Annotated in this window: 21 protein-coding genes and 2 pseudogenes; 13 read left to right on the top strand and 10 right to left on the bottom strand. The window is 66.6% G+C overall.

The window, feature by feature from the left end; genetic code table 11:
* The first annotated feature begins 167 nt into the window (after positions 1–167).
* The 5 genes from ACQP0C_RS02005 (at position 168) to ACQP0C_RS01985 (ending at position 4,627) form a co-directional block, all read left to right on the top strand.
* Entirely contained in the window at positions 168–809 is a 642-nt protein-coding gene (locus ACQP0C_RS02005) for a pyridoxamine 5'-phosphate oxidase family protein (RefSeq protein ID WP_433729996.1), read from the top strand.
* Between the two features lie 71 nt (positions 810–880).
* Complete coding sequence (locus tag ACQP0C_RS02000) at positions 881–2,116, top strand: MurT ligase domain-containing protein (protein WP_433729994.1); 1,236 nt, start codon at positions 881–883, stop codon at positions 2,114–2,116.
* Positions 2,113–2,862 carry a type 1 glutamine amidotransferase gene (locus tag ACQP0C_RS01995; protein ID WP_433729992.1) on the top strand — a complete coding sequence of 250 codons (750 nt, stop codon included), beginning with the start codon at positions 2,113–2,115 and terminating at the stop codon, positions 2,860–2,862. Before ACQP0C_RS02000 ends, ACQP0C_RS01995 begins: the two co-directional genes overlap by 4 nt.
* 156 nt (positions 2,863–3,018) lie before the next feature.
* Positions 3,019–4,098: a DUF2637 domain-containing protein gene (locus ACQP0C_RS01990; RefSeq protein ID WP_433729990.1), complete on the top strand. Its 1,080-nt coding sequence runs from the start codon at positions 3,019–3,021 to the stop codon at positions 4,096–4,098.
* 103 nt (positions 4,099–4,201) lie between these two features.
* Complete coding sequence (locus ACQP0C_RS01985; RefSeq protein WP_433729988.1) at positions 4,202–4,627, top strand: hypothetical protein; 426 nt, start codon at positions 4,202–4,204, stop codon at positions 4,625–4,627.
* 47 nt (positions 4,628–4,674) lie between these two features.
* On the opposite strand, the gene ACQP0C_RS01980 is transcribed toward ACQP0C_RS01985, so the two are convergent.
* From ACQP0C_RS01980 to ACQP0C_RS01960, 5 genes and pseudogenes are all read right to left on the bottom strand, one after another.
* Positions 4,675–5,823 (bottom strand): zinc-binding metallopeptidase family protein, encoded by a 1,149-nt coding sequence (locus ACQP0C_RS01980; RefSeq protein ID WP_433729986.1) that lies wholly within the window; start codon positions 5,821–5,823, stop codon positions 4,675–4,677.
* A gap of 4 nt (positions 5,824–5,827) precedes the next feature.
* Complete coding sequence (locus ACQP0C_RS01975; protein ID WP_433729984.1) at positions 5,828–6,742, bottom strand: transglutaminase family protein; 915 nt, start codon at positions 6,740–6,742, stop codon at positions 5,828–5,830.
* Positions 6,739–10,125, bottom strand: a complete 3,387-nt coding sequence (locus tag ACQP0C_RS01970; protein ID WP_433734392.1) for a circularly permuted type 2 ATP-grasp protein — start codon at positions 10,123–10,125, stop codon at positions 6,739–6,741. The genes ACQP0C_RS01975 and ACQP0C_RS01970 overlap by 4 nt, the downstream gene beginning before the upstream one ends.
* A 72-nt stretch (positions 10,126–10,197) precedes the next feature.
* Positions 10,198–12,303 (bottom strand): annotated as a pseudogene (locus tag ACQP0C_RS01965) (transglutaminase family protein); the annotation flags it as partial.
* A gap of 336 nt (positions 12,304–12,639) precedes the next feature.
* A pseudogene (locus tag ACQP0C_RS01960) lies at positions 12,640–13,911 on the bottom strand (transglutaminase family protein); the annotation flags it as partial.
* Positions 13,912–14,075: 164 nt separating this feature from the next.
* Between ACQP0C_RS01960 and ACQP0C_RS01955 the strand changes: the two are divergent.
* Positions 14,076–14,285: a hypothetical protein gene (locus ACQP0C_RS01955; RefSeq protein ID WP_433729982.1), complete on the top strand. Its 210-nt coding sequence runs from the start codon at positions 14,076–14,078 to the stop codon at positions 14,283–14,285.
* A 54-nt stretch (positions 14,286–14,339) separates the two neighbouring features.
* Complete coding sequence (locus tag ACQP0C_RS01950) at positions 14,340–14,984, top strand: hypothetical protein (RefSeq protein WP_433729980.1); 645 nt, start codon at positions 14,340–14,342, stop codon at positions 14,982–14,984.
* A gap of 3 nt (positions 14,985–14,987) precedes the next feature.
* Here ACQP0C_RS01950 and ACQP0C_RS01945 read toward each other — a convergent pair whose 3' ends face one another.
* Genes ACQP0C_RS01945 through ACQP0C_RS01935 form a run of 3 tightly spaced genes read right to left on the bottom strand, consistent with a single transcriptional unit; the run spans position 14,988 to position 16,609 of the window.
* A complete protein-coding gene (locus tag ACQP0C_RS01945; protein ID WP_433729978.1) occupies positions 14,988–15,611 on the bottom strand; it encodes a LysE family translocator in 624 nt (207 codons plus the stop codon).
* 43 nt (positions 15,612–15,654) lie between these two features.
* Positions 15,655–16,263: a recombination mediator RecR gene (recR, locus tag ACQP0C_RS01940; RefSeq protein WP_354954554.1), complete on the bottom strand. Its 609-nt coding sequence runs from the start codon at positions 16,261–16,263 to the stop codon at positions 15,655–15,657.
* Positions 16,264–16,276: 13 nt separating this feature from the next.
* Positions 16,277–16,609, bottom strand: a complete 333-nt coding sequence (locus ACQP0C_RS01935; RefSeq protein WP_433729976.1) for a YbaB/EbfC family nucleoid-associated protein — start codon at positions 16,607–16,609, stop codon at positions 16,277–16,279.
* A 179-nt stretch (positions 16,610–16,788) separates the two neighbouring features.
* Between ACQP0C_RS01935 and ACQP0C_RS01930 the strand changes: the two genes are divergently transcribed.
* Genes ACQP0C_RS01930 through ACQP0C_RS01920 form a run of 3 tightly spaced genes read left to right on the top strand, consistent with a single transcriptional unit; the run spans position 16,789 to position 18,629 of the window.
* On the top strand, positions 16,789–17,400 hold the full coding sequence (locus tag ACQP0C_RS01930) for a hypothetical protein (protein ID WP_433729974.1): 612 nt from the start codon (positions 16,789–16,791) through the stop codon (positions 17,398–17,400).
* Positions 17,401–17,446: 46 nt separating this feature from the next.
* Entirely contained in the window at positions 17,447–18,262 is an 816-nt protein-coding gene (locus ACQP0C_RS01925; RefSeq protein WP_433729972.1) for a MerR family transcriptional regulator, read from the top strand.
* Positions 18,263–18,278: 16 nt separating this feature from the next.
* A complete protein-coding gene (locus tag ACQP0C_RS01920) occupies positions 18,279–18,629 on the top strand; it encodes a VOC family protein (RefSeq protein ID WP_433729970.1) in 351 nt (116 codons plus the stop codon).
* Between the two features lie 54 nt (positions 18,630–18,683).
* Here ACQP0C_RS01920 and ACQP0C_RS01915 read toward each other — a convergent pair whose 3' ends face one another.
* Positions 18,684–20,327: a GMC oxidoreductase gene (locus tag ACQP0C_RS01915; RefSeq protein ID WP_433729968.1), complete on the bottom strand. Its 1,644-nt coding sequence runs from the start codon at positions 20,325–20,327 to the stop codon at positions 18,684–18,686.
* A gap of 226 nt (positions 20,328–20,553) precedes the next feature.
* On the opposite strand from ACQP0C_RS01915, the gene ACQP0C_RS01910 reads away from it, so the two are divergent.
* The gene (locus tag ACQP0C_RS01910; RefSeq protein ID WP_433734391.1) at positions 20,554–21,804 is read left to right on the top strand and encodes a cytochrome P450; all 1,251 of its coding nucleotides are present in this window, start codon (positions 20,554–20,556) and stop codon (positions 21,802–21,804) included.
* Between the two features lie 44 nt (positions 21,805–21,848).
* Here the strand turns inward: ACQP0C_RS01910 and ACQP0C_RS01905 are convergent, their stop codons facing one another.
* Entirely contained in the window at positions 21,849–22,283 is a 435-nt protein-coding gene (locus ACQP0C_RS01905; protein ID WP_433729966.1) for an SRPBCC family protein, read from the bottom strand.
* Between the two features lie 414 nt (positions 22,284–22,697).
* On the opposite strand from ACQP0C_RS01905, the gene ACQP0C_RS01900 reads away from it, so the two are divergent.
* Together ACQP0C_RS01900 and ACQP0C_RS01895 are read left to right on the top strand one after the other, a co-directional pair.
* Positions 22,698–24,134, top strand: coding sequence for an FAD-binding protein (locus ACQP0C_RS01900; RefSeq protein WP_433729964.1), 1,437 nt, complete (start codon positions 22,698–22,700; stop codon positions 24,132–24,134).
* Complete coding sequence (locus ACQP0C_RS01895; protein ID WP_433729962.1) at positions 24,131–25,447, top strand: class I SAM-dependent methyltransferase; 1,317 nt, start codon at positions 24,131–24,133, stop codon at positions 25,445–25,447. The genes ACQP0C_RS01900 and ACQP0C_RS01895 overlap by 4 nt, the downstream gene beginning before the upstream one ends.
* The last annotated feature ends 11 nt before the right edge of the window (positions 25,448–25,458 follow it).

Genomic DNA, 25,458 nt, shown 5'->3' with positions numbered 1-25,458 from the left:
ACTCGCCGCGCAGATCCCCCTAGAGTGCCAACGTAATCACTGATTTCGTGAGCACATGGGTAACTCGTCGGGTACGCCCAAGAGTCGTTCGGCACACATCCGGCGGCCCGGAACGAGAGTCGCCACGTGGTCGACGACCGGCAAAAGTTCCGGGGAGGCGGGGGAGCATGGGCGAAATCACGGGCACTACTGAGATCACTGATCCGGCCGATCTGCGGCAGCTGCTCGGGGCGGTGATGCCGCGAGCGGCGACCAAGGAGCGCGTCGCACTGCATCCGCGCGACCGCGAGTGGATCGCCGCCACCCCGTTCATCGCCCTGAGCACTAGTGATGCCGCGGGCAACTGCGATACCTCGCCGAAGGGCGATCCGCCCGGATTCGTCAAGGTGCTCGACGACACCACCATCGCCATTCCGGAACGCCCCGGCAACCGCAGGGCCGACGGCTATCTGAATATCCTCAGCAATCCGCACGTCGGCCTGCTGTTCGTGATTCCGGGCCGCCGCGAGACGCTGCGCATCAACGGCCGGGCTCGGCTGGTCCGTGACGCCGCGTACTTCGATGACATGGTGGTGCAGGGCCACCGCCCGATCCTGGCCATCGAGGTCGATATCGAGCAGATCTTCTTCCACTGCGCGAAGGCGTTCATCCGCAGTCACCTGTGGGAACCGGAGCTGTGGCCGCAGGACAACCTGCCCAGTGCGGCATGCCTGGTCAAGGAGGTCCAGACCAATGTGACGGAGTCGGTGGAGGAACTGGAGCGCTACTACTCGCCGGAGAATTACAACGCCAAGCTGTACCGAGAGTGAGCGCCGTCACTACCGGTCGGCGAGCGGCCCGCAGCGAGTGCGTCGGCGAGCAGAACACATAGACTCGCGGCGTGGCAGACATAACGGTGCGCGGGCGGCTCGCCCTGCGGGCAGCGGCGGCGGCGTCGTGGGCCTCGCAGAAGGCGGGACGCGGCAAGGGATCGATGATCGGCGGGCTCATCGCGCTGCAGATCGATAAGACGATCATGGATCAGCTCGGCCGCGGGCGGCGCACCGTGCTGGTGACCGGCACCAATGGCAAGTCGACCACCACCAGGATGACGACCGCCGCACTGAGCACACTCGGCAAGGTCGCCACCCAGGCCGACGGCGCGAATATGGACGCGGGCATCGTGGCCGCGCTGAGCGCACACCGCGGCACGCCGTTGGCCGCGATCGAGGTGGACGAACTGCATCTGCCGCATGTCACCGATTCGCTGAACCCGTCGGTGGTGGTCCTGCTGAACCTCAGCCGCGACCAGCTGGACCGGGTCGGCGAGATCAATATGATCGAGCGCAGGCTGCGCACGGGGCTGGCGCGGCATCCGCAGACCGTGGTGATCGCCAACTGTGACGATGTCCTGGTCACCTCCATTGCCTACGACCATCCGAATGTCGTGTGGGTCGCGGCGGGCAGCGGCTGGTCGATGGATGCGACGAGCTGTCCGCGCAGTGGCGAGCCGATCGTCTGGGAGGGTGCGCACTGGCGTAGCACCGGCACGGATTTCGAACGGCCCGAACCGAATTGGTGGCTCGATGGCGATGAGCTGGTCGGGCCCAACGGTATCCGACTGCCACTGAAGTTGGCGCTGCCCGGGCGGGCCAATAAGGGCAATGCCGCACAGGCGGTCGCCGCGGCGGTCGCACTCGGTGCGGATCCGGCGGCGGCGGCGACCGCGGCGGGTACGGTGCGCGAGATCGCGGGCCGATACCGGACCGTGCAGGTCGGCGAGCATGCCGCCCGGCTGCTGCTGGCGAAGAATCCGGCGGGCTGGCAGGAGGCGCTGTCGATGATCGAGCCCGATTCGGCCGGTCTGGTGATCGCGGTCAACGGGCAGGTGCCCGATGGCGAGGATCTGTCCTGGCTGTGGGATGTCCGGTTCGAGCATTTCGAGGGCGTGCAGGTGGTGGCCGCGGGTGAGCGGGCCACCGATCTCGCGGTGCGCCTCACCTATGCCGGAGTCGAGCACACCACGGTGCCGGATCCGTTGCGCGCCATCGCATCCTGTCCGGCGGGACGGGTCGAGGTGCTGGCGAACTACACCGCGTTCCGCGATCTCAACCGCGATCTGGAGGAGCAAGTATGAGCGCATCGCGCAGCGATTCCGGCCGGGTGACGGGCGGGACCGAATCGACCGTGCGTATCGGCTTGGTGTTGCCCGATGTGATGGGCACCTACGGCGATGGCGGCAATGCGTTGGTCTTGCGGCAGCGGCTGCGCATGCGCGGCCACGACGCGGAGATCGTCGAAATCACCCTCGCCGATCCGGTTCCCGAATCACTGGACATCTACACCCTTGGCGGAGCGGAGGATTCGGCGCAGCGGCTGGCCACCCGGCATCTGCAGCGCCATCCCGGCCTCCAGCGGGCCGCCGCGAAAGGCGCTCCGGTACTTGCCATCTGCGCCGCCATCCAGGTGCTCGGCCACTGGTACGAGACCTCCTCCGGCGAGCGCGTCGACGGCGTCGGCCTCATCGACGTCACCACCTCCCCGCAGGCGAAGCGCGCAATCGGCGAGGTGACCACCACCCCGCTGCTCCCCGGCCTCACCGCCGCCCTCACCGGATTCGAAAACCACCGCGGCGGAACCAAACTCGGCGGTGACGCGACCGGGCTCGCGCACGTCACCCGCGGCGTGGGCAATGGTGTCGGCGACGGCCTCGAAGGTGTGGTCCAGGGCTCCACCATCGGCACCTACATGCACGGTCCAGCCTTGGCCCGCAACCCCGAACTCGCCGATCTGCTTCTGTGTCGCGTACTGGGTGTCGACGAACTCCCGCCCCTGCACCTGCCAGAGGTCGACCAACTGCGCCGCGAACGCCTGCGCGCCTGATCGCCGATGCGGGGCCGATCGTGAGTGATCGCCCGCGCGCGCAGCGGGATAGCCTGCGTGACAGGGTGGTCGCGCGGTGTGCTATGGGTGCAACACAACGCACGTTTCGCCTAGGGCTTCAGCGGATTACCGAGTAATGCGCGATACGCTCCCGCTATGGCGACGATCACATCAGCGAGATCGGATCGGCTCGAGGAGCATTCGGCACCGGAGGACTACCAACCGTCCGTGGTGACCCGACTACGGGCATGGCGGCCGCGTCCGCTACATGCCTCGGCGATAGTCACCGGCATCGTCGCACTGACGTCATTCGAAATGTCGTTTGCCGCATTGCACGACCTATCGGTACGAAACCTGGTGGCTCCGGCGCTCGCCGCGAATGTGCCGATCGCCATCGACGGACTGGTCATCGGTTCGATCATCGCCACCGCCACCTTCCGACGGGGAAGTTCGGCATGGTGGTACGCGACCGGACTGTTCGTTGTCTGGACGCTGGTTTCAGTTGCCGGAAATATCGAGTACGCGCGCGAAATCGGGGGTAGCCCCGTGTCTTTGTCGCTGTACGCGGGCATGCCGCTGACGATGCTGTTCGCGGTGCACCTCACCCTGATGCTGTTCGGGCGAGGACGCGAGCGCATCCGCGCCGCGAATCCCGCCCCAGTGCCGCAGAAGGATCGCGATCCAGCACCGCACGAGGAGTACGCCCGAGCGCCGCAACAGGATCACAACCGAGCGCCGCAACAGAACCACACCCGAGCACCAGAACAGAACCACACCCGAGCACCACAACAGAACCACGCCCAAGCGCCGCAAAAGGATCACGCCCAAGCGCCGCAAAAGGATCACACCCGAGCACCGCAACAGATCCACCCCCAAGCGCCGCTGCCGGATGAAGCCGTAGCGGCGAAAGAGGATTGGGGCCCAGCCGCAAAAGAGGATTGGGACCCAGCGGCGGAGGAAGAGGATTGGGCCTCAGGGGCGGAGGAAGAGGATTGGGCCTCAGCGGCGGAAGAAGATTGGGACACCCAGGACGATTCGGACTCGACACCGCCGCCCGAGCGCGTCGTGCCGACGCGGATTCCCGTGATCCTGGAGAATACCGATCCGCTGCCCGTCGCTCCCAAGATGATGCTGACCAGTGCACTGTCCGGGACCGACTTCTCGGGGGCGCCGCGAATCATTGCGACGTTCGCGACCGCCGGACCGAACGGCCAGACAAAGATCGACCCCTTCTAGAACGGGTGAGAGCGGACCGCTCGTCTGGGCGGTAAGCCGCGCCTGAGGTGCTCACCCTGCTCGAACTGCTTCAGCCACAATCGGACACGTCGATGGAGAAACGATGGCTTTCAACGTTTGGCAAGACCAGGGCATAGATCAGTTCCGGGAGATCGCGGGCCGACTCGCGTCGGTGATCCAGAGCGGTATCGATCGATCGGGCGCCTTGAACCAGTTCGCCGAATCGGTCAACAACGGGGAGGCATTCACCGAACTGATGATCGAATACTCCTCCCGGTGGTTCACCGAAACCGGCGGACGCTCCATCTTGATCGGGCCGGAGCTGTTCTGGCTGCTGTCGGAGCCGAGCCCGCGCCGGGCGTCGGGCACCAGCCTGCGAGCCCAGGAATCCTATTTGGATACCGAATTGACGGCCGGACAGCGGGCCCGGATTCTGCTGCTCGTCTGCGTGTACGAGGCGCTGGCGCAAAACCAGTGGGCACCGGAAGGCATTGCGGAACACATGATCGCGACCAATGGGGTCGGCTAGATAGCGCAGCACGGCATAGCACCGCGCGTACCAACGGGTGCGCGCGGTCAGCGGGGGTCGGCGGTGGCGCACAGGTCGTGCACCAGCCGCATTTTCTCCAGCACCGGGTCGGGCAGGACGAAGGGGTAGAGATCGTCGTGGCCCATGGAGCGGTTGACCATATTGAGCGACCAGGCCAGGGGAAGCCAGAGGTCGATGATGCGGTCGAAACCGGCGCGGCCCACCTGGGGGCGGTCCAGGGTGGCCCCCGCCGGAGCGAAGCCGAAAGCGGCCGCGGTATCGAGGGTGTCGCGGATGTGCAGGTAGTGGGCGAAGGTTTCGGCCCAGTCCTCGGCGGCGTGCATGCTGGCGTAGGACGAGACGTAGTTGGTCTCCCAGCCCGCTGGCGCGCCCTCGGCGTAGTGGCGGTCCAGTGCCGCTTGGTAGTCCGCGTTCGGATCGCCGAACAGGTTCCGGAAGCGTTGCCTGGCATCGTCATCGGCGATCAGCACGTCGAAGTAGTAGTGGCCGATCTCGTGGCGGAAGTGGCCGAGCAGGGTGCGGTAGGGCTCGTCCATTTCGATGCGCAACTGTTCGCGATGGGGGTCGTTGGCCTCGGCCAGATCCACCGTGATCACGCCGTTCTTATGGCCGGTGATGACATGGTCGGTGGCGCTGGAGAGCAGATCGAAGGCCAGACCGGCCTGCGGATTCTTATCGCGACCGACGATCGGCAGACCCAGTTCGACCAGTTCCATGATCAATCGCCGCTTGGCCGCCTCGGCTTCGGCGAAGGCCTGCATGCCCGTGGCGTCGAGATCATTGGGCCGGGTCCGGGTCAGGCGGCAGGACTCGCAGAGCCGCGGTCCGCCGGTGTCATTCGATGCCGGCGTGCCCGTGCTCGGCCGGGCATCGTCTGCCGCGCCGGATTCGGCCGCCCCGGGCGGCGGCACGACAGCACCGGCCGCGATGCCCGACTGTCCCGGTAACGGCACCAGCCAATTGCACTCCGCCACATGCAGGTTGTCGCAGAGGCGGAAGCGCTCGCGGTCGACGACGCCGGCCGACCGGTCCACCGCCGCGTCACCGGGCGGATCGCCGATCACCACCAGCGCACGCTCGGCGAGACTGAAGCCCAGTGGACTGAAACAGGACAGGCATACGGAGTTCTCGAAGGCCAACTGCTGTCCACAGTTCGGGCAGGTGAAATCGCGCATTTCGCTACACCTCCACCGGCGCCACGTCGACGGATACGGTGATGGAGCTCTCCTTGGCGTCGGTATAGATGATGCCACGCAACGGCGGCACGTCGGCGTAATCGCGGCCCCAGGCGACGGTTACGTACCGCTCATCGGCCAACTGGTCATTGGTCGGGTCGAAGCCGATCCAGTGACCGGTCCGGTCGTGCGCGGTATCACCGGGCATCCACACCGCCGACCAGGCGTGCGTCGCATCCGCGCCGATCATGCGCTCCTTGCCGGGCGGCGGATCGGTTGCCAGATAGCCGGAGACATAGCGCGCAGCGAGACCGTGTGAGCGCAGGCAGGCGACACCGATCCTGGCGAAGTCCTGGCAGACGCCCGCGCGGGCCGCGAAGACATCGGCGACCTTGGTGGATACCGTCGTCGAGCCGGACTTGTAGGTGAAGTCCTGGTAGATGCGGGTATTGAGTTCGGTCACCGCCGCCAGCAGCGGCCGACCGGGGGTCAGGGATCGGGCGGCGTACGCGGTGACCTCGGCGGTGATTTCCGGCGGATGCAGGTCGAGGGTGAATTCGACCGCCAATGGGCCGTTCGCGGTGCTCGGACGCGCCTGCTCCCACGGTTGGTCGGTCGCGCTGATCGCGGTCCGGTCCTGCGCCTGCACCTCGACCGTCGAGGCACCGATGACCACCAGCTTCGTATGTTCGGCCGTGACATGGAAATACGAGGTGGTGTTGCCGTACACGTCGGTGCCGATGGACCGGTCCGATGGCATCGGATCGATATGGATCTCATGCGCGAGCAGGCGCTGCCCCGGAAACTCCCGCGGCGTCAGATACGCGCGACCGTAGGAGCTGCTGACCTCATCGGAATATTTGTACGTAGTGCGATGCTCGACCCGATAGCGCCGGGCCGCGTCATTGGGCGCCATCATCCAACAACCCTCGTACTACCCCACAGCGGCTGGATACCAACCGGCAGTGCCAGTTTCGTCGTCTCGAACGATTCGGAGATCTTGCGCAACCGCAAGTGCACACCCTCCAGCAGCTCGGCCAGTTCGGTGCGCCTGCCCTCGGCATCGGTCATATCCAGATCGGCCGGGTCGACGCGGCTCAGCATGCGCTGTGCGTCGGCCAGTAATCGTTGCGGGCGAGCCGATCCCGACGCACCGGGCAGTGCCTGGAAGTCGGCTTCGAGTCGATCGAGTTGATAGGCCAGCGAACGCGGGTTGCTCGCATCGAACAGCAGCAGTCCGGCCATGGCCGATATCCGCACCGAATCCCGGTACCGCCGACGGTAACTCACCGACGATTCGGTCGCCTCCAGCACCGTTTCGGTGACCACGCGCTCGGCCGCCGCCGGATAGGCCTTCGTCAGCGCGGCCGCGAGCAATGCGGTCAGCGACAGTCCCCGTTCGATGCGCTTGCCGATATCCATGACATACCAACCGGTATCGCGCACCAGCGATTCGGCACCGATTCCGGACAGTGACAGCAGCGCCGCCAGTGACAGCGAATGCACCGCCGATAGTGCCGACTCCTGATCGTCGCCGGTGTACCGATATTCGGCCAGCGCACGTTCCATCGCGCCCAGGATCATCCAGGTATCGGCCGACAACTGATCACGCACGGCGCGCGCCGCGGACCCGTACCGATCGATGGCGAAGGCCATCGACCCCGGCATGTACCGATCGACCGTCAACTCCACCAGATAGTCGTGCCCCTCTCGGCCCGCCCCCGGCACCACCTGCTCAGCGGTAGCAGCCTGCTCCGAAGCCGCATCCGCCCCCGCGGCAACGTCATTCGGCGCGGCTGAATCGGACTCATCAGCATCGGGCTCGGGCTCCGGCTCCGCGGTGGATTCCGGCTTCGCGGCGGACTCGGGCTTCACGCTGGACTCCGGCTTCGCGGCGGACTCGGGCTTCGCGGCGGACTCCGGCTTCACGCTGGACTCCGGCTTCGCGGCGGACTCCGGCTTCGCGGCGGACTCCGGCTTCACGCTGGACTCCGGCTTCACACTGGACTCCGGCTTCACACTGGACTCCGGCTTCACACTGGACTCCGGCTTCACACTGGACTCCGGCTTCACACTGGACTCCGGCTTCACACTGGACTCCAGCTTCACACTGGACTCCAGCTCCGCACCGGACCCCGGCTTCACACTGGACTCCGGCTCCGCACCGGACCCCGGCTTCACACCGGACCCCGGCTCCGCACCGGACCCCGGCTCCGCACCGGACCCCGGCTCCGCACCGGACTCGGGCCTGGCGGCGGACTCCGGTTCATCCCCGGACGCCGAAGTAGGTTCCGCACCGGGCGCGCCCGACTCCGCGCTGCTCGGGCCCGGTCCCGCCGCCTGTGACTGCGCCTGTGACTGCGCCGCACCCGAACCAGGCACTCCCACAGCGGAATTCGGCTCGATCTTCGCCACCACGCCCGGCCCGTGCACACCGCCCGGCAGCACACTCAGCGGAGCCAGAGTGCCGGTGGTGCGGGCCAGGGCGGCCATGAGTGCGGGCAGCGCGTCGGCGCCTTCCAGCCACGGCCGGTAACGGTAGTCCTGATAGCGGACGTGGGTCGCGATCAGCAGGCGCACAACGGCTTCGGCGCGTTCGCTGTAGCGGCCCATCCAGAACAGGTCATTGAGTACGCGGGGTGAGCTGACGGGTTCGAGTGCGGGAGCGCGGCGTTCGCGTTCCTCATGCGCGGGTTCGGTGCTGATGGCGGTGACGGCGGTGGGGGCCGCGCGGACCCAAATGTCCTTGGCGCCGACCTTGATGACCACCCGCTCCGGCGACAACCGCTGACGCAGCTGACCCAGACCGCCCTCCATCGCGGTATAGCCGCCGCGCCGGGCCAGCGAGAACAGCCGCATACCGACCGGAGCCGAGGCCAGCCCGCCATAGCCCTGGACGGCCGGCGCGACCGAGAACTGCGCCGGCTCCTGCCCGACCCACTGCCAGCCGCTGTCCTCGATCCGGGCGGCGAGTTCGGCGCGCTCGGTACTGGACAGCTCCGGCCCGAACAGCGTCGCCCCGTCGACCGCCGAACGGATGATCAGCCGATCCAGATTGGCGATCAGATGCGAACGTTCGCTGTCGTGGCCGCCCCAGTAGGTCGGCGCGCTCTCCAGCGCCAACTCCTCGCCGAGCAGGGCCCGCGATATCCGGGGCAGGAATCCCGCCAGCGCCGGATTCTCCAGCAGTCCGCTGCCGAGGGTATTGACCACGGTCACCGCGCCGCGGCGCAACACCTCCACCAAGCCGACCACGCCGAGCCGCGAATCCGGCCGCAGATCCAGCGGATCGGAGAATTCGGCGTCCACCCGGCGCAGCACCACATCGACCCGCTTCAAGGTGCCGAGCGAGCGCATCCACAGCGCGCCATCGCGCACCACCAGATCCGCGCTCTCCACCAGCGGAAAACCCAGTGTCGAGGCCAGATGAGCCTGATCGAAGGCGGTTTCGGAGTGCACACCCGGACTCAGCACCACCACGACCGGATCCTCGTCATCGGCCATCGGCGCGGATTCGATCAGCATCAACCGCATGGCCCTGGCGAACGGAGTCAACGGCCGCGGATTGGAGTGCTCGAAGGCCTCCGGAATCGCCGTCGACACCACCCGGCGGTCGGCCAGCGCGTAGCCGGCCCCCGATGGGGCCTGCGCCCAGTCCGCGATCACCCGGAACTGTCCGTCACTCCACCGGCTCAGATCGCAGGCGTGCAGGAACAGCTGATGTCGTCCGGGAATCGTGATGCCGTGCGCGGCCCGCACGTATCCGCGGTTGCCGAATACCAATTCCGGCGGCAGCAGGCCGGTGGTGATGGTGCGGCGCGCACCGTAGATATCGGTGAGCACCTCGTCGAGCACCCGCGAGCGCTGCACCAGTCCGGCCTCGAGGCGGGTCCAGTCGTCCGCGGAGACCAGCAGCGGAATGGGATCGAGGCGCCAGGCGGTCGGCAGGGCCGATTCACCCGCCGCGCCCACCTCGGTGTAGTAGATGCCGTCGTCATCGATCAGCCTGCGCACCCGGCTGTCCAGCCGCCCGAGTCCGGTCGTGCCCAACTCGACGAAGTCGGCCGAAAGCTCCGACCACATATTCCGCACACCGCCGTCGGCATCGACCAATTCGTCGTAGTAGCCGCCCATCGGCCGACCGCATTCGTCAAAGGCTCCGCTATCGACGCCCTCGGCGCGGTATATGGCGAACTGTTCGGCGATCTGCTGACTCACGCTGAGCCGTCCGGCATTCGGCGGTGTCGCCTCCCCCCGCGCGCCGGATTCCCGGACGTCCGAGCCTCGCGCCTCGTCGCGCATAGTCACCGCGCCGACCTCGCTTCCCCTGTCAGACGTTGTCCCGTGCGCCGCGGACACTTGTCCGACCTCGCCTTACCGATCGCTGACCAGTCCCCACACCGTGCGCGCCCGGCGCAGATCGAGAATGCCCGGCGCTCCGATATCGGTGGACTGTGCTGTCATCTTCGCACGTAGTTCCCCCAGGTCGACCCGGGCCGTGGTGTGCCCGGCCGCCTCGAACCTGCGGTTGCGGCGCGATTGCGCGACCACGGCATTGACCGGCGGCTCGTCGAATGCCATGCCGCCCGGATGGGAGACGTGATAGGTGCAGCCGCCGCGGGACAGCCCGGTCTCGGCATCGACGAGATCGAAGACGAGCGGCGCGTCGACGGTGATCGACGGGTGCAGCGAGTTGGGCGGCTGCCACGCGCGATAGCGCACCCCCGCCACCTGGACATCGGCCTTATCGGTGGCCAGCAGCGGCACCGGCATCCCATTGCAGGTCACCACGAAGCGGTCCCGGTCCGCGCCGACCACCCGCACCTGCAGCCGCTCCACCGAGGAGTCGACATAGCGGGCGGTACCGGTCGCCGCGGTCTGCTCGCCGAGGGTGTTCCACGGCTCGATCGCGCCGCGCAGTTCGAGTTCGACATCGCCGAGCACCACGGTGCCGATGCGCGGGAAGCGGAATTCGGTGAACGGGTCGAGCCAGGAGGTGTCGAACTCGATGCCGTGCGCGCGCAGGTCGGCGGCGACATCGGCGATATCGGTCATCAGGAAATGCGGCAGCAGATAGCGGCCGTGCAGATTCGCGCCGTGTCGAACCAGCTTGGCGCGCAACGGTTCGGACCAGAAACGCGCGACCAGGCCGCGCACCAGCAGCGACTGCACCATGGCCATCTGGAAATGCGGCGGCATCTCGAAACCGCGCAGCTCGACCAATCCCAGCCTGCCCCGCGCCGTGTCCGGGCTGTAGAGCTTGTCGACGCAGAATTCGGCGCGGTGGGTATTGCCGGTGAGATCGGTGAGCAGATGCCGCAGCGCGCGATCGATATGCCATGGCGCGGATCGACCGTCCGAATGCTTGCTCAGCCGTGCGATTTCGGCGAAGGCGATCTCGAGTTCGTACAGTGCGTCCTCGCGGCCCTCGTCCACCCGAGGGGCCTGTGAGGTCGGCCCGACGAACCGACCGGCGAACAGGTAGGACAGCGACGGATGCCGCTGCCAGTAGGTGAGCATCGACACCAGCAGATCGGGACGGCGCAGCAGCGGCGACCGCGCGGGGGTCACCCCGCCGAGGGTGATGTGATTGCCGCCGCCGGTCCCGCCGTGCGTGCCGTCCAGATCGAAGGATTCGGTGCTGAGCCGGGCCAGCCTTGCCTGCTCGTACAGCGTCGAGAGCAGGTCGGACTGTTCGGCGAAGGACGCGCTCGGCTGCACATTGACCTCGATGACGCCGGGGTCCGGCGTCACCGAAAGGGTGCGCAGCCTGGCATCGACCGGCGGGGCGTAGCCCTCGAGTACGACCGGCTGTCCCAGCGCGACCGTCGCGTCCTCGACGCGCCCGATCAGATCGAGGAAGTCGTCGAGTTGCTCCAGCGGCGGCAGGAAGACGTGCAACCTGCCATTGCGCACCTCGCCGACGAGTGCGGTGGTCGGCTCCCAGTCCGCGTCCGCCACCACCGCGGTCGGTTCGGTCCGTTGCACCCGCAGCGGCCCCATGAACAGCGGGTCGCTGTCGGGCCGTGGCCGCGGCGGCTGCCAGGAAATGGCATCCAGCGGCAGCCGCAGTCCGGCCGGAGAATCGCCGTCCGACAATACGATTCGGCCCTCCGGCTGATCGGGCGACTTGCCGCGCCGCATCCGCCAGTCGGCGCTGGCCCATCCGGATCCGTCCTCATGCCGATACAGCGGGAGCACATACGCGATGGGCGCGGTCACCGGATCGTCGAGCCGCGCCAATAGCTCCTTGCGGGCCTGCGCCGAATCGCGGCCCGGTTCCAGATCATCGCTGGGATCCACCGGATCCCCTTGCGGCGCACGGACACTGCCCGCCAGCCGGGCCAGCGGATCTTCGAAGGCGGGGCGCACCTGGGTATCCGGGAGGCCGAGACCCGCGGCGACATGTGCGATCAATGCGCGCGCCGACTCCGCATCGGCGCGCATCGGCCACTGCGTGCGCCGGACCGCCGCACCGTCCGCGGTCACCGCACCGTCCGCAGTCACCGCACCGTCCGCGGTCACCGCACCGTCCGCAGTCACCGCACCGTCCGCAGTCACCGCACCGTCCGCGGTCACCGCGCCTTCTGCGGTCACCGCGCCTTCTGCGGTCACCGCGCCGTTGCCGCCGCTATCCTTTCCGGCCGACGTTGTGGACGAATCCGAACGGCACTGTGCCCCAGTAGAATCCGCGACACCAGCGGCCGAATCGCCGACATCCGATCGTTGCTGGGCCGCGCGTGCCGAATGCTCGGCCATCGGCTCGACGCTGACGCCGTGCCCCACCGGCACCACGGCGACCAGCTCGGGTGGCGTCCACGGATCGGTGAGCAGATCCTGACGCGTCCAGACCGGCTCGCCATCGGCACGCCAGGCAACCGCGATCTCCCAGCGCGGCAGCGGTTCTCCCGGATACCACTTGCCCTGCCGGTATTGGACGATCCCGGTCGGCGCGTAGATGCGGCGCAAGCGATCGGCGAGATCGACGGCTCGCTCCCGTTTGTGCGTACCGTCGGCTTCGGTGGTCCATTCCGGACCGGTCTGGTCATCGATCGAGACGAAGGTCGGCTCACCGCCGATGGTCAGTCCGATATCCATCGCGGCCATGCGCTCGTCCACCACCGCACCGGCCGCGGTGATCCGCTCCCACTGGGATGCGGTATAGGGCAACGTGGTTCGCGGATCCTCGTGCACTCGGCGCACTGTATTGGCGAAATCCATGGTCGCCTCGGTGCGCCCGGTCGCCCCGGTGATCGGGGCCGACGAGCTCGGATGCGGTGTCGCGGCCAACGGTATGTGGCCCTCCCCCGCGAACAGGCCCGAGGTCGGGTCCATCCCGACCCAACCGGCACCGGGCAGATAGACCTCGGTCCAAGCATGCAGATCGGTGAAGTCGGCGGGCGGACCCGATGGCCCGTCGAGCGAGGGCACGTCCTGGGCCAACTGCACCAGATATCCGGAGACGAACCGCGCCGCCAACCCGAATTCCCGCAGGATCGACACCAGCAACCAGGCCGAGTCGCGGCACGACCCGATCGCGGCACGCAGCGTATGGTCCGGCGATTGCACGCCCGGCTCCATCCGAATCGTATAGCCGACGTCATTGCGCAGCGCGTGATCGACCGCGACCAGGAAGTCGATGGTGCGCGGCCGATCGGTCGGCGTATGCGCGCGCACCCAATCGCGAACCAGTGCACCGGGACCGGAACCGGGTTCGGATTCATCCACCGGCCGCAGATACGGCTCCAGATCCGCGACCAGTTCCCGGCCGTAGACGAATGGGAAATGCTCGGCGTAGTCCTCGACGAAGAAGTCGAACGGGTTGATCGCCTCGAGATCCGCGATCAGCCCAACGGTGATCGACAGCTCCCGCGCGGGATTCGGAAAGACCAGCCGGGCAAGGAAATTACCGAATGCGTCCTGCTGCCAATTGCAGAAGTGATCGCCCGGGGTGACCCGCATCGAGTAGGCCTCGATCCTGGTCCGCGAATGCGGCGCCGGTCGCAGTCGCACCACGTGGGGATGGACCTCCACCAGCCGGTCGAAGGTGTAGGTCGTCCGGTGTTCGAGCGACACCTTGATGCCCATGCAGCAAGTTCACCACACCCTGGCCGGGTGTGGTGCGGCATGAGCAGTCGGTTTCCGGACAGCCGCCGTCCCGATGCCGTCGCGCGACACGCGCCCCACCTCCCACCGGCCCGCGCGCATGGGTGCTATGACCGATTCACGAACCGATCTCGTCTGGAGGTCATATGCGTGCGCCGAATTGTCCGTCCTGCGAATCCGCCATCGACCACTGCCACGGCACTCTGATCGTCCACCCCGCCCGGATCGCCGAATGCACCGATGCGGATTGCATCGATGTCGATCACGCCAGGCACGCCTTTGTCATCGATTGCGCCGACGTTGCCGGAGGCTGCGCCTGCACCGCACCAACCCGGGATATCGCAAGCACCGCCTGAACCGCACCCGGCTGCGCCGGACTTGCTGCGATCGCGCCCCCGTAGTCTGGGCTGGTGAGTTACGACCACGTCTTGTTGCCGTCCGGTGTCGCCACGACGATCGCGCAGGTCGACGCGTATCTGGCCACCCAGCAGGGTAGACCCGAGACGGAAGCGGTCGCGGCGATGGCCGCCGAGCTGAACAGACGCAATGCCGAGCTACCCGAACAGGACGGTTTCCTGAGCACGGTTCCGATCGGCGGCGCGGCGACCGGTGCCGTGCTGCCCGTTCCGTGTCCGTACGACGCGATCGGATTCGTCCGGCATCTGCTGTTCGAGATCGCGACGCCGCTGAACTACGCCGTCTACGATCCGCAGCTGGCCTGGTTGATCGATCCGGCCGGACATGTGCCCGCACTGGTCACCCACGGTGGCGCCGGTGAATTCCCCTATGTGACGAAGGCGCTGGCCGATCAGTGGGTCGCCGAACTGGCCCCGCCGAATCCCTATCTGGTCGTCGAGCGCGACGAGCAGATCTACATCCAGACCTACCGCGACAAGTCCGGGACCTTCACCCTCGAATATCGAGATGGCGCCCCGGACAAGCACTTCGGCGTAACCGTCACCGACCCGCAGATCGTGGCGGAGCTGATCTGGGATTGGGCCATCGACGACCGCACCCGCCTGCAAACCCTGCCCTGGAGCCGCATCACCCTGTGACGGTCACTGGTTCTGCACGGCCAGTCGACCGGCGAGGGCGATGAAGGAGGCCCCGAAGATCCGGCGCATCCACGTGACCACCACGGGTCGCGATATCACGTGGTTGCGCACGGCGGCCGCGCACGCGCCGTACACCGCGAACACCACGAAGGTGGCGAGCATGAACAGCCCACTCAGTTCGAGCATGCGCGCCAGTGCATTCGGCGCACCGTTCGGCACGAACTGGGGCAGGAAGGCGAAGAAGAAGATCGTCAGCTTCGGGTTGAGGATATTGAGCAGCACCGCCGAGGTGATCACCTGCCGCGCCGAGGGCGCACCATGCGTTGTGGTCTGCTCCTCCGGTACCGCGAGCGCCCCCTTGTCCCGGAAGGTGTTCCACGCCATGTACAGCAGGTAGGCGACACCGAGGTATTTCAGTGTCTGAAAGGCGACGGCACTCGCGTTGAGCAGTGCGGCCAGTCCGGTCACGGCCGCGATCATGTGCGGAATGATGCCGAGCGTGCAGCCGAAGGCCGCGATCACGCTGGCCCTTGTCCCCCGGGACAGTCCGGCCGCCAGCGTGAACAGCACGCCGGTTCCGGGGGTGGCGACGATGACGAGCGTGGTCAACAAGAACTCGATGCTCATCCCCGACACAGTAACCCGTGTTCCTTCGAGCGCAACCCCCGAATTACAGCGTGCGCCGACCCGATAGCGCGCGGCCGAGGGTGAGCTCGTCGGCGAATTCGAGATCGCCGCCCATCGGCAGCCCGGAAGCCAATCGCGTCACCGAAAGACCCGGAAAATCGCGGAGCATCCGCACCAGATAGGTGGCCGTCGCCTCGCCCTCGGTATTCGGATCGGTCGCGATGATCACCTCGGCGACATCGACGCCGTCCTCCTGATTGCCGATGCGCGCCAACAGTTCTCGAATGCGCAGCTGGTCCGGTCCGATGCCGCTGAGCGGGTCGAGCGCGCCGCCGAGCACGTGATAGCGGCCGCGGAATTCCCGGGTGCGCTCGATGGCCTGCACATCCTTGGGCTCCTCGACCACACAGATCATGGTGCGGTCGCGACGCGGATCCGAACAGATGCGGCACATTTCGTTATCCGAGACCGTGCCGCAGACAATGCAGAACTGCACGCCGTCGCGCACCTTCTGCAAAGCGGCCTGCAGCCGGTCGATTTCGGGCGGCTCCACCTGGAGCAGATGAAATGCGATGCGCTGCGCGCTCTTCGGACCGACGCCGGGCAGTTTTCCCAACTCGTCGATCAGATCCTGGACCGGGCCCTCGTACAAAGACGTCCTCGGATCAGAAGTCGGGCAGACCCGGCAGCGATCCGCCACCGGCCAGCGGACCGAGCCGCTCGGCGGCCAACTGCTGCGCATTGGACATGGCGTCGTTGACCGCGCCGATCACCAGATCCTGCAGGCCCTCGACATCGTCGGGATCGACGATCTTCGGGTCGATGGCCAGCGCGACCACCTCACCGGTCGCCTTGATCGTGACCTTGACCAGGCCGCCACCGGCCTGACCCTCCACTTCGGTCGCCGCGATCTCGGCCTGGGCCTGCATCACCGCCTGCTGCATCTGCTGCGCCTGGGCGAGTAACTGCTGCATATCGAACTGACCACCGGGCTGCACGGCTTGTCCTCTCTGCGGAAAGTGTCGCCGTCCAGCGTAGTGGGCGCGGCCGCGGGCCGTCCGTCCGGAGCCCGGTGCCCAGCGACGACCGGGTAACGATTGGATCTTCAACCAATGCGGCACATGGCGACCGGCATACCATCGATCTGGGTCGGGTGTGGTGATTTCCGGAGACAGCAATGAACGCGAACCGAGTTCTTTTCAAAACGACCCTGGTGCTTTCCTTGGGCTTCCCCAGTGTGTTCCTCGGGGTCGCGAGCCCCGCCGCCGCCGACTCGGGTGTCCCCGATTCCGATGTCGTCGATTCCGATGTCGTCGACGCGGCCCTGGACTACGGCGACGGATGCGTGCTCTACCCCGACAACCCGACGGCCACCATCGATTCACTCCGATTCCGCTGCTCGGCCGTGCAGCAGGACGCGATCTTCCACGACGCCCCGCGCGGCAATGTGCCGAGCGGCGTGACCAACGGCTGGGTGACCCGACCACCGGTCATGCAGGCGATCGCCCCGTCACTGTGGATCGGTAAGACCTTCTTCACCGGCCCCGACGGCGGCTTTCTGGTGAACCGGGTCACCCCCGCGGGCCTGGAGGCCTGGCAGGCCGACGTCTACACCGCCCCCGCGCTCTCCGATGGCGGACCGACCTGGGCGCTGAACTACGACCCCTCACCGACACCACAGGTCTATGACGAGATCCGCGAGATCACGCCCGATGTGTGGTTCGGCTACTCCTGGTGGCGCGGCTATTTCCAGACGACGCTGCTGTTGACCTTCGCGCTGACCTACTAGCGCCATTGCTTGACTCTCCCCTCACTGGAGGGTGTTCGCTGGAGGCATGACAGCGACAGTCTCCATCGGGGAGTTCGCCCGGCTGACCTACCTCAGCGTGAAGACGCTGCGGTACTACCACGAGGTCGAACTGCTCGAACCCGTCGCGATCGACGCCGGATCCGGATATCGGCGCTATTCGATCGATCAGGTCGCGCAGGCCCATCTGATCCGGCGGCTGCGCGGACTGGATATGCCGCTGCCCGACATCAAGGCGGTGCTGGCCGCCTCGGATACCGAATCCCGGGACGCGGCACTGCGCGCACATCTGGCGCGCATGGAAGCGGAGTTGCAGCGCACACAGTCGGTGGTGGCATCGCTGCGGTCGCTGCTGACACCGTCCGCGCCGATCACCGTCGAATACCGATCGATCTCGGCCTTCGCGGCGCTCGCCCGCGTCGAATCGGTCACCAGGGACGCGCTCGGGGACTGGTGCGCGGCCACGTATGCGCTGCTGCACGAGACGTTGGCCGCGACGAATATCGCGCCCACCGGTGTCGACGGCGCAACCTATTCGATGGAATTCTTCGCCGACGACGAGGGGGAGGTCGCCGCCTTCGTCCCGATCCCCGCCGCGGCCGACATCGCGGTGCCGGAGCAACTCTCGATCATCGAACTGCCCGCGCGCCGCTTCGCGGTCACCGTGCACTCGGGCCCCTTCGACGATTTCGACCGCACCTACGGCGCCCTCGGCAGCCACGTCGCCGAACACGACACCGCACTGGCCGAACCCGTCCGGGAGCTCTACGTTCTCGGCCCCGGTGAAATCGACGATCCCACCGCCTACCGCACCGAAGTCTGCTGGCCCATCGGTCGGCTCTGAAAGAGGGAGAACCACAATGACACTCACCATCGGGCACATCACCTTCGACTGCGCCGATGCCGCCACGCTGGCCGGTTTCTGGTCCGAGCTATTGGATCGGCCGCTGGACGCGAACGCGAGCGCCGAGTTCGCCACCGTCGGTATGGCCGAGGGGATTTCGCCGGTGCTGATGTTCATCCAGGTGCCGGACAAGACGCCCGGCAAGAATGTGATCCACCTGGACCTGAAGGCCGACGACCGGCGCACGCAGATCGATCGCGCGATCGGCCTGGGCGCCAAGCACATCGGCGATTTCGACGAGTACGGCGTGCAGTGGACAACGCTGGCCGATCCGGAGGGCAATCTGTTCGATATCGCGGCCAGCTGATCGTCGGATATCGACATCCAGCGGCCGCCCTGGTGTCGTCGGTCCGGATGCCGACTACCGCCCGGAACGAATGATTTCTTCGATATTGCGCTCGGCCAGCGCGCTGATCGTCAGCGATGGGTTCACTGTTCCGGTGCTGCCGGGCACGGCCGCCCCGTCCATCACGTACAGGCCGCGGTGACCGGACACCCGACCGTACCGGTCTGTCGCGCGTCCGATCACCGCGCCGCCCAACGGATGTGGGCTGAACGAGGCATCCGCGTCCCAGGGCGTTCGGGTGATGGGCGTGCCGGGGGAGGCCGCCCGGTCGTTGACTTCGCGCGCCCGCGTGAGGTATTCGGCCGCGCCGTTGTCCGGCCACTGCAGGTTCACGCGCCCGTCGGTCGGGTTGTAGACGAACCGGCCGCGGGTGTCGTCGAGCACCATGCCCAGCGATCCGATAATGCCGATATCGAGGGGCGTCACACCGGGGACGAACCAGTTCTCCAGTGATACGGGTGTGCCCGCCTCGTCCAGAATCCGGCTCGCGGACGCGGCGCCCTGGGTACCCAGCACGGGCGAGCTGGCCGAGCGCGCCAACGCGACGTCGCCGTTGCCGCCCCAGCCTTCGCCGATGTGCTCGTTCAGGTGCGCCAGCGCACCGGTCTCCCGCGCGCGCACCAGCAGCTCGGAGGTGCCGACGGAGCCCGCGGCGAGGAACAGCATGTCGCAGGTCAGCGTTCGGGTGCGCAGCACCTCGCCGGTAGGTGCGAGTTTGGTGACGGTGACGGCGTAGCGACCCGACGCGCCCGGTTCCTCGGCGATGGCATCCACGCGATGGCCGGGATAGATCCGGGCACACCCGGTTTCCTCGGCATAGCGCAGGTAGTTCTGGTTCAGATCGAATTTCGCGCCATTGGAATTGCCGAGGTTCGAACAGCCGATCGTCGCCGACGGCATCGATCGTCCGCCCAGCTCGTCCCGGATGACGTTCCAATTCCAATTGCTGTCGATGCGCTCCGGCGCATACCCGACCGCGCGGACCTGCTCGTCCCAGGCGCGCGAGTGCGCGAACGCCCAAGAATCATAGATGTCGTTGGGTATCGGGCTCAGCCGCAACATCTTTCGAACTTTGGGGTAGTAGACCTCATGCATCTCGCCGTAGTCGACCACACCGCGGAAGACATGGTCGAAGAACCGCTGCTCGGGCTCGATCATCACCCCGGTGAACACCACCGAGCCACCGCCGACGCACGCACCGCGCCACACGTCCATGCCCGGGTAGCTGGAAACGTCGAGGACCCCGCCGAACGCATCGAACTGCACCGGAATCCGGTTCGGACCGGTAAAGGTGGTGCGATGCCAGAAACCGCGGCCATCGGGAATCGTGTCGGCGGTGAAGATGTCGCGCCACGGATCATTCGGCCAACGCGATCCGCGCTCGAGCACCGCGACCTGGACTCCGGACTCCGCCAGCCGCAGCGCAGTGATCGCGCCCCCGAACCCCGATCCGATGACGATCGCGGGCACATGATCGGCCGGATCCGGCAATGGCGCGAAGATCTCCGGCACCAGCATCTGGTACACCGGAGTTCGCGGGCTCGGGCTGAAGTCTTCGGCCGTTGCCGCGGACGCGGCAAGCATGCCTCCACCCGCGAGACCCATTGTCGCAGCCAGGCCGGTGTCCCTGATGAAACTGATGAAACCGCGCCTGTCCATGGTGCCCCTCACCTGATCCGAACGTCGCTCCATCACCTTCGGCGCCCAGAAATCCATCCTCTTCGTGAGCGCTCGAAACCACAGTTACCGGCAGGCGAGTCGTCGAGACACGGCAGCCGGGACGACAAGCAATGACCTTCAACCATAGCGGCTATCTATCATGGGGAACAGGTTCTGACTGGGAGGTGCCAACGTGCTGATCCGCGCATGGATTCGGTGGCTGCTGATGCACGGCCTGCCACGGTTCGTTCTCCTGTTGGCGGCGCACCTGGGCAATCCCCTCGGGCAACTCGCGATCGGTCCCGATCGTCTGCTCGGCTCGTCGCGGTACCTCGAACAGATCCGGCAGCGGGGCCGGATCCCCACGATGTGGGGGGCGCGCGTAACCGTGGACTACGAGCTGTGCCGACTCATCCTGCGGGACCGTCGCTTCGTCGTGGTCACGCCCAGCCATCGAGCCCTTCCGAAGCCGGTCCGATGGGTGATGACCAAGACTGATCCGGGGCTGCCCAACCTCTCGGAACCGCCCTCGATGCTGGTGACCGATCCACCGGAACACACCCGATACCGTCGCCTGGTCGGGCAGGCATTCACTCCGAAGGCGATCGCCGAACTGCGCGAGCGGGTTGTCGAAGTCACCGATGACCTGCTCGACGGCCTGCAATCGAAGCCGCGGCCGGATCTGATCGTCGACTTCTGCCAGCAGTTGCCCGTCGCGATCATCGCCGAGATCCTCGGGTTGCCCGCCGAAATGCATGCGACCCTGCTGAAGTGGGGCGACAGCGGTGCGCCGCTGCTCGAACGCGGTCTGAGCTGGGCCACCTACCGCCACGCCATCGAAGACCTGGCCGAGGTCGAGCGGTACTTCGACCAACACTTCGACCGGCTCACCGCTGCACCGGGCGACGACGTGCTCAGCATGCTGGTGACAGGTGGCGAGCTCACCCGCCGCGAGCAGATGGCCAATGCGGCGCTGCTGCTGGACGCCGGATTCTTGACCACGGTGAATATGCTCGGCAACGGAATCGAACTGCTGACAAGCCATCCGGACCAGCTGGAACTGCTGGCAGCACAGCCCCAGCTGTGGCCGCGCGCGGTCGAGGAAATCCTGCGCTACGACGGTCCGGTGCGGATGACGGGCCGGGTCGCGAGCTGTGACGTCGACATCGCCGATCAGCGCGTCAGATCCGGTTCCCTGGTGCTGCTGTCGTTGGCGGGCGCCAACTACGACCCCACCGTCTTCCCCGATCCCGAACGATTCGACGTGACCAGGGCCAATGCCGCGGATCATCTCTCGTTCGGCAACGGGGTGCACGGCTGCCTGGGGGCGACGCTGGCCCGATTGGAGGGCTCCGTCGGGCTGCGAGCCCTCTTCGAGCGGTACCCGGATCTGCGCCTGGACGGCCCGCCGATCCCGCATCCCCTGCGGAACCTGCACGCCTACCGCTCCATGCCCGCCAAACTAACTGCCGCGTGATCGAAAAAGCCCGGCACGCGTGTGGTGCCGGGCTTTCGGTTGTCTCAGGCGAGTTCGCGCGCCAGATTCGCGAGCACCTCGGCCTGAATCTTCTTCAGCCCCAACGGTGCGAAAATGCCCTCGAAGATGCCGGCGACACCGCCCGCGCCCTTCCACGAGGTGCGCAGGGTGACCTGCGAACCCGAACCGTGCGGCGTCACCGTCCAGGTGTTCACCAGCGTCGAATTCGAATCCCGCTCGGTCACGATGGAATCGGAGACCGAAACGACCGCATGCACATTGCGGGAACGCTTCTCGGTGGCCTGCAGGGTCCATTCGGCGACGGTGCCCGCACCCTTGCCGCCCTCCACCACCTTGTAATCGCGGTAGTGCGAGGAGAGAATGCGCGGACGCACCGCCTCGTAATCCGCGATGGCCTCGAGTGTGCGCTGCGGATCCGCCGCGACGGCGATCGAACTGCTGGCGCTGACCTGTCCCACAATGAGCTCCTTGTCCGGCTGCGTCTTCTGGTCGCTCCGCGGGCTCCCCGCGGTTCGGTCGCTCCGCGGCTCCGCTCCCGCGGTTTCCCCCTTATCCTGCCCTGTCCGCGGCGCTTCGTGGCGTCGAGGTCGGTCCGCGCGGCGCGATGTTGATCACCGCGCGCGGACCGGTGCGCACTGTTAGGCTCCGATCAGATTGCGCCGGAGGGGATCCATGCAATACATCGTGCGAAACGGCTGCTCGACGCGGGAGCGGAGCCCGCGCGACGAGCAGCGGACACAGCCCGGATCACCACTGCGCTGATACGGCGAGTCCTTGATATTCCCGATGCAACGGATCCGTGACATTTATCCCTCGTCTAGGTCATGGCTGTGGCTCGGTGCACCGGTGCGTACTAGCGTCGAGGAGTGGCAGTGAGTCTGTTGGGGAAGGCCGGACCCGCATCGGCCGCACACGAATCGGGTTTCGCCGCGCATCGAGCGGGTGTGGACCGACTGTTGGCGAGCTATCGCGCGATACCCACCGATGCCAACGTCCGGCTGGCGAAGAAGACCTCGAATCTGTTCCGGGCCAGGGCCAAGAACACCGCACCCGGCCTGGACGTCTCCGGACTCGCCAAGGTCATCGCGGTCGATGCCGAGGCCAAGACCGCCGAGGTGGCCGGGATGACCACCTACGAGGATCTGGTCGCCGCCACCCTGCCCTACGGACTGGCCCCGCTGGTGGTGCCGCAGCTCAAGACGATCACCCTCGGCGGCGCGGTCACCGGCCTCGGCATCGAGTCCACCTCGTTCCGCAATGGCCTGCCGCACGAATCGGTGCTGGAGATGGACGTGCTGACCGGCGCGGGCGAGATCATCACCGCGACACCGAATGGCGAGCACGCCGACCTGTTCCGCGGCTTCCCGAACTCATACGGCACCCTCGGCTACTCGGTCCGCCTGAAGATCGAACTGGAGGCCGTGCGGCCCTACGTGGCGCTGCGCCACATCCGCTGCCACGATCTGCGCGAACTCGAATCCACCCTGGCCCAGATCGTTACCGATAGGACCTACGACGGTGAACCCGTCGACTACCTCGACGGCGTGGTCTTCAGCACCGACGAGAGCTACCTGACGCTGGGCCGCCAGACCGACGAGCCCGGCCCGGTCAGCGACTACACCGGTATGGACATCTACTACCGGTCCATTCAGCACGACTCCGCACAACCCAAGCGTGACCGGCTGACCATCCACGACTATCTGTGGCGCTGGGACACCGACTGGTTCTGGTGCTCGCGCGCGTTCGGCACGCAGAATCCGAAGATCCGCCGGTTCTGGCCGAAGCGCTACCGCCGCAGCAGTTTCTACTGGAAGCTCATCGCGCTGGATCACAAGTACCACATCGGCGACAGACTGGAGGCCCGCCAGGGCAACCTGCCGCGCGAGCGGGTGGTGCAGGACATCGAGGTGCCGGTCAAGCGGACCGCGGACTTCGTCGAGTGGTTCCTGCGCGAAATTCCGATCGAACCGCTCTGGCTGTGCCCGCTGCGGCTGCGGGAAACAGCGAGGGCGACCAGCGCACGCCCGTGGCCGCTGTATCCGTTGGCGCCCAACCGGACCTACGTCAATGTCGGATTCTGGTCCGCGGTCCCGACCGTCGCCGGTCAGCAGGAGGGCACGGCCAACCGCGCCATCGAGCGGACGGTGACCGAATTCGACGGTCACAAATCCCTGTACTCGGATTCCTATTACGGCGAAGATGAATTCGCGGCCCTGTACGGCGGCGAGACCTACACCGAATTGAAGAAGCGCTACGACCCGGACCAGCGATTGCTGGATTTGTATTCGAAGGCGGTGCAACGCAAATGACTACATTCAAGGACCGTTCCGATGTCTTCGCGGACCTCGGGACAAAACTCAGCATTGCCGAGATCTTCGAGACCCTGATCGACGGCGATGTCCCGATCCGGCTGACCGCCTACGACGGCAGCACGACCGGACCGGAGGATTCGGAATACAGCCTGGAGATCAAGACCCCGCGCGGCATCAACTACCTGGCGACCGCGCCGGGTGACCTCGGCATGGCCCGCGCCTACATATCCGGTGATCTGAGCGCCACCGGCGTCCATCCCGGCGATCCGTACGACATCCTGAAGGCGATGGACGGGTTGAAGTTCCGTCGTCCCTCGGCGCTGGCGCTGGTCACCATCGCCCGCTCGCTCGGATGGGAGCGGCTCAAGCCGATCGCACCGCCCCCGCAGGAGACGCTGCCACGGTGGCGCCGGATCGCACTGGAAGGCCTGCGGCACTCCAAGACTCGCGACGCCGAGGCCATCCACCACCACTACGACGTCTCGAACACCTTCTACGAATACGTCCTCGGCCCCTCGATGACCTACACCTGCGCGGTCTACGAGGACGAGAACTGGACGCTGGAACAGGCCCAGGAGAACAAGTACCGCCTGGTCTTCGACAAGCTGCGGCTGAAGGAAGGCGACCGCCTGCTCGATATCGGCTGCGGCTGGGGCGGCATGGTGCGCTATGCGGCCAAGCGCGGCGTCAAGGTCATCGGCGCGACACTTTCCGCGGAACAGGCGGAGTGGGCCCAGCAGCGGATCGCCGAACAGGGACTGTCGGAGCTGGCCGAAGTGCGGCACTCCGATTACCGCGATATTCCGGAGGTCGGCTTCGACGCCGTTTCCTCCATCGGGTTGACCGAACACATCGGTGTGCACAACTACCCGTTCTACTTCGACTACATCAAGAGCAAGCTGCGCGAGGGCGGCCTGTTCCTGAACCACTCCATCACCAGGCCGGACAACACCCGGACCACCAAGGCCGGTGACTTCATCGACCGCTATGTCTTCCCGGACGGTGAGCTGATCGGCTCGGGCCGGATCATCTCCGAGATCCAGAATGTCGGCCTCGAGGTGATGCACGAGGAGAACCTGCGCGAGCACTACGCGCTCACCCTGCACGAATGGTGTAAGAATCTGGTCGCCAACTGGGATGCCTGTGTCGAAGAGGTCGGCGAGGGCACCGCGAAGGTGTGGGGCCTGTACATGGCCGGTTGCCGACTCGGCTTCCAGCGCAATGTGGTTCAGCTGCACCAGGTGCTCGGCGTCAAACTCGGCCCGAACGGCGAATCCGGTCTGCCGCTGCGGCCCTGGTGGCAGCCGTAACCATTACCCCG

Source organism: Nocardia sp. CA-129566 (assembly GCF_050956075.1).
Classification (GTDB): domain Bacteria; phylum Actinomycetota; class Actinomycetes; order Mycobacteriales; family Mycobacteriaceae; genus Nocardia.
This window is presented reverse-complemented; position numbering and strand designations above follow the sequence as displayed.

Bases quoted from the DNA above. Each gene is read 5' to 3' on its own strand.
- ACQP0C_RS01925 (WP_433729972.1), top strand. From the start codon at position 17,447: ATGACAGCGACAGTCTCCATCGGGGAGTTCGCCCGGCTGACCTACCTC.
- ACQP0C_RS01955 (WP_433729982.1), top strand. From the start codon at position 14,076: ATGCGTGCGCCGAATTGTCCGTCCTGCGAATCCGCCATCGACCACTGC.
- ACQP0C_RS01980 (WP_433729986.1), bottom strand. From the start codon at position 5,823: ATGCGCGATTTCACCTGCCCGAACTGTGGACAGCAGTTGGCCTTCGAG.
- ACQP0C_RS01915 (WP_433729968.1), bottom strand. From the start codon at position 20,327: ATGGACAGGCGCGGTTTCATCAGTTTCATCAGGGACACCGGCCTGGCT.
- ACQP0C_RS01975 (WP_433729984.1), bottom strand. From the start codon at position 6,742: ATGATGGCGCCCAATGACGCGGCCCGGCGCTATCGGGTCGAGCATCGC.
- ACQP0C_RS01895 (WP_433729962.1), top strand. From the start codon at position 24,131: ATGACTACATTCAAGGACCGTTCCGATGTCTTCGCGGACCTCGGGACA.
- ACQP0C_RS02005 (WP_433729996.1), top strand. From the start codon at position 168: ATGGGCGAAATCACGGGCACTACTGAGATCACTGATCCGGCCGATCTG.
- ACQP0C_RS01910 (WP_433734391.1), top strand. From the start codon at position 20,554: ATGCACGGCCTGCCACGGTTCGTTCTCCTGTTGGCGGCGCACCTGGGC.
- ACQP0C_RS01990 (WP_433729990.1), top strand. From the start codon at position 3,019: ATGGCGACGATCACATCAGCGAGATCGGATCGGCTCGAGGAGCATTCG.
- ACQP0C_RS01995 (WP_433729992.1), top strand. From the start codon at position 2,113: ATGAGCGCATCGCGCAGCGATTCCGGCCGGGTGACGGGCGGGACCGAA.
- ACQP0C_RS01930 (WP_433729974.1), top strand. From the start codon at position 16,789: ATGAACGCGAACCGAGTTCTTTTCAAAACGACCCTGGTGCTTTCCTTG.
- ACQP0C_RS01985 (WP_433729988.1), top strand. From the start codon at position 4,202: ATGGCTTTCAACGTTTGGCAAGACCAGGGCATAGATCAGTTCCGGGAG.
- ACQP0C_RS01970 (WP_433734392.1), bottom strand. From the start codon at position 10,125: ATGCGCGACGAGGCGCGAGGCTCGGACGTCCGGGAATCCGGCGCGCGG.
- ACQP0C_RS01920 (WP_433729970.1), top strand. From the start codon at position 18,279: ATGACACTCACCATCGGGCACATCACCTTCGACTGCGCCGATGCCGCC.
- ACQP0C_RS01945 (WP_433729978.1), bottom strand. From the start codon at position 15,611: ATGAGCATCGAGTTCTTGTTGACCACGCTCGTCATCGTCGCCACCCCC.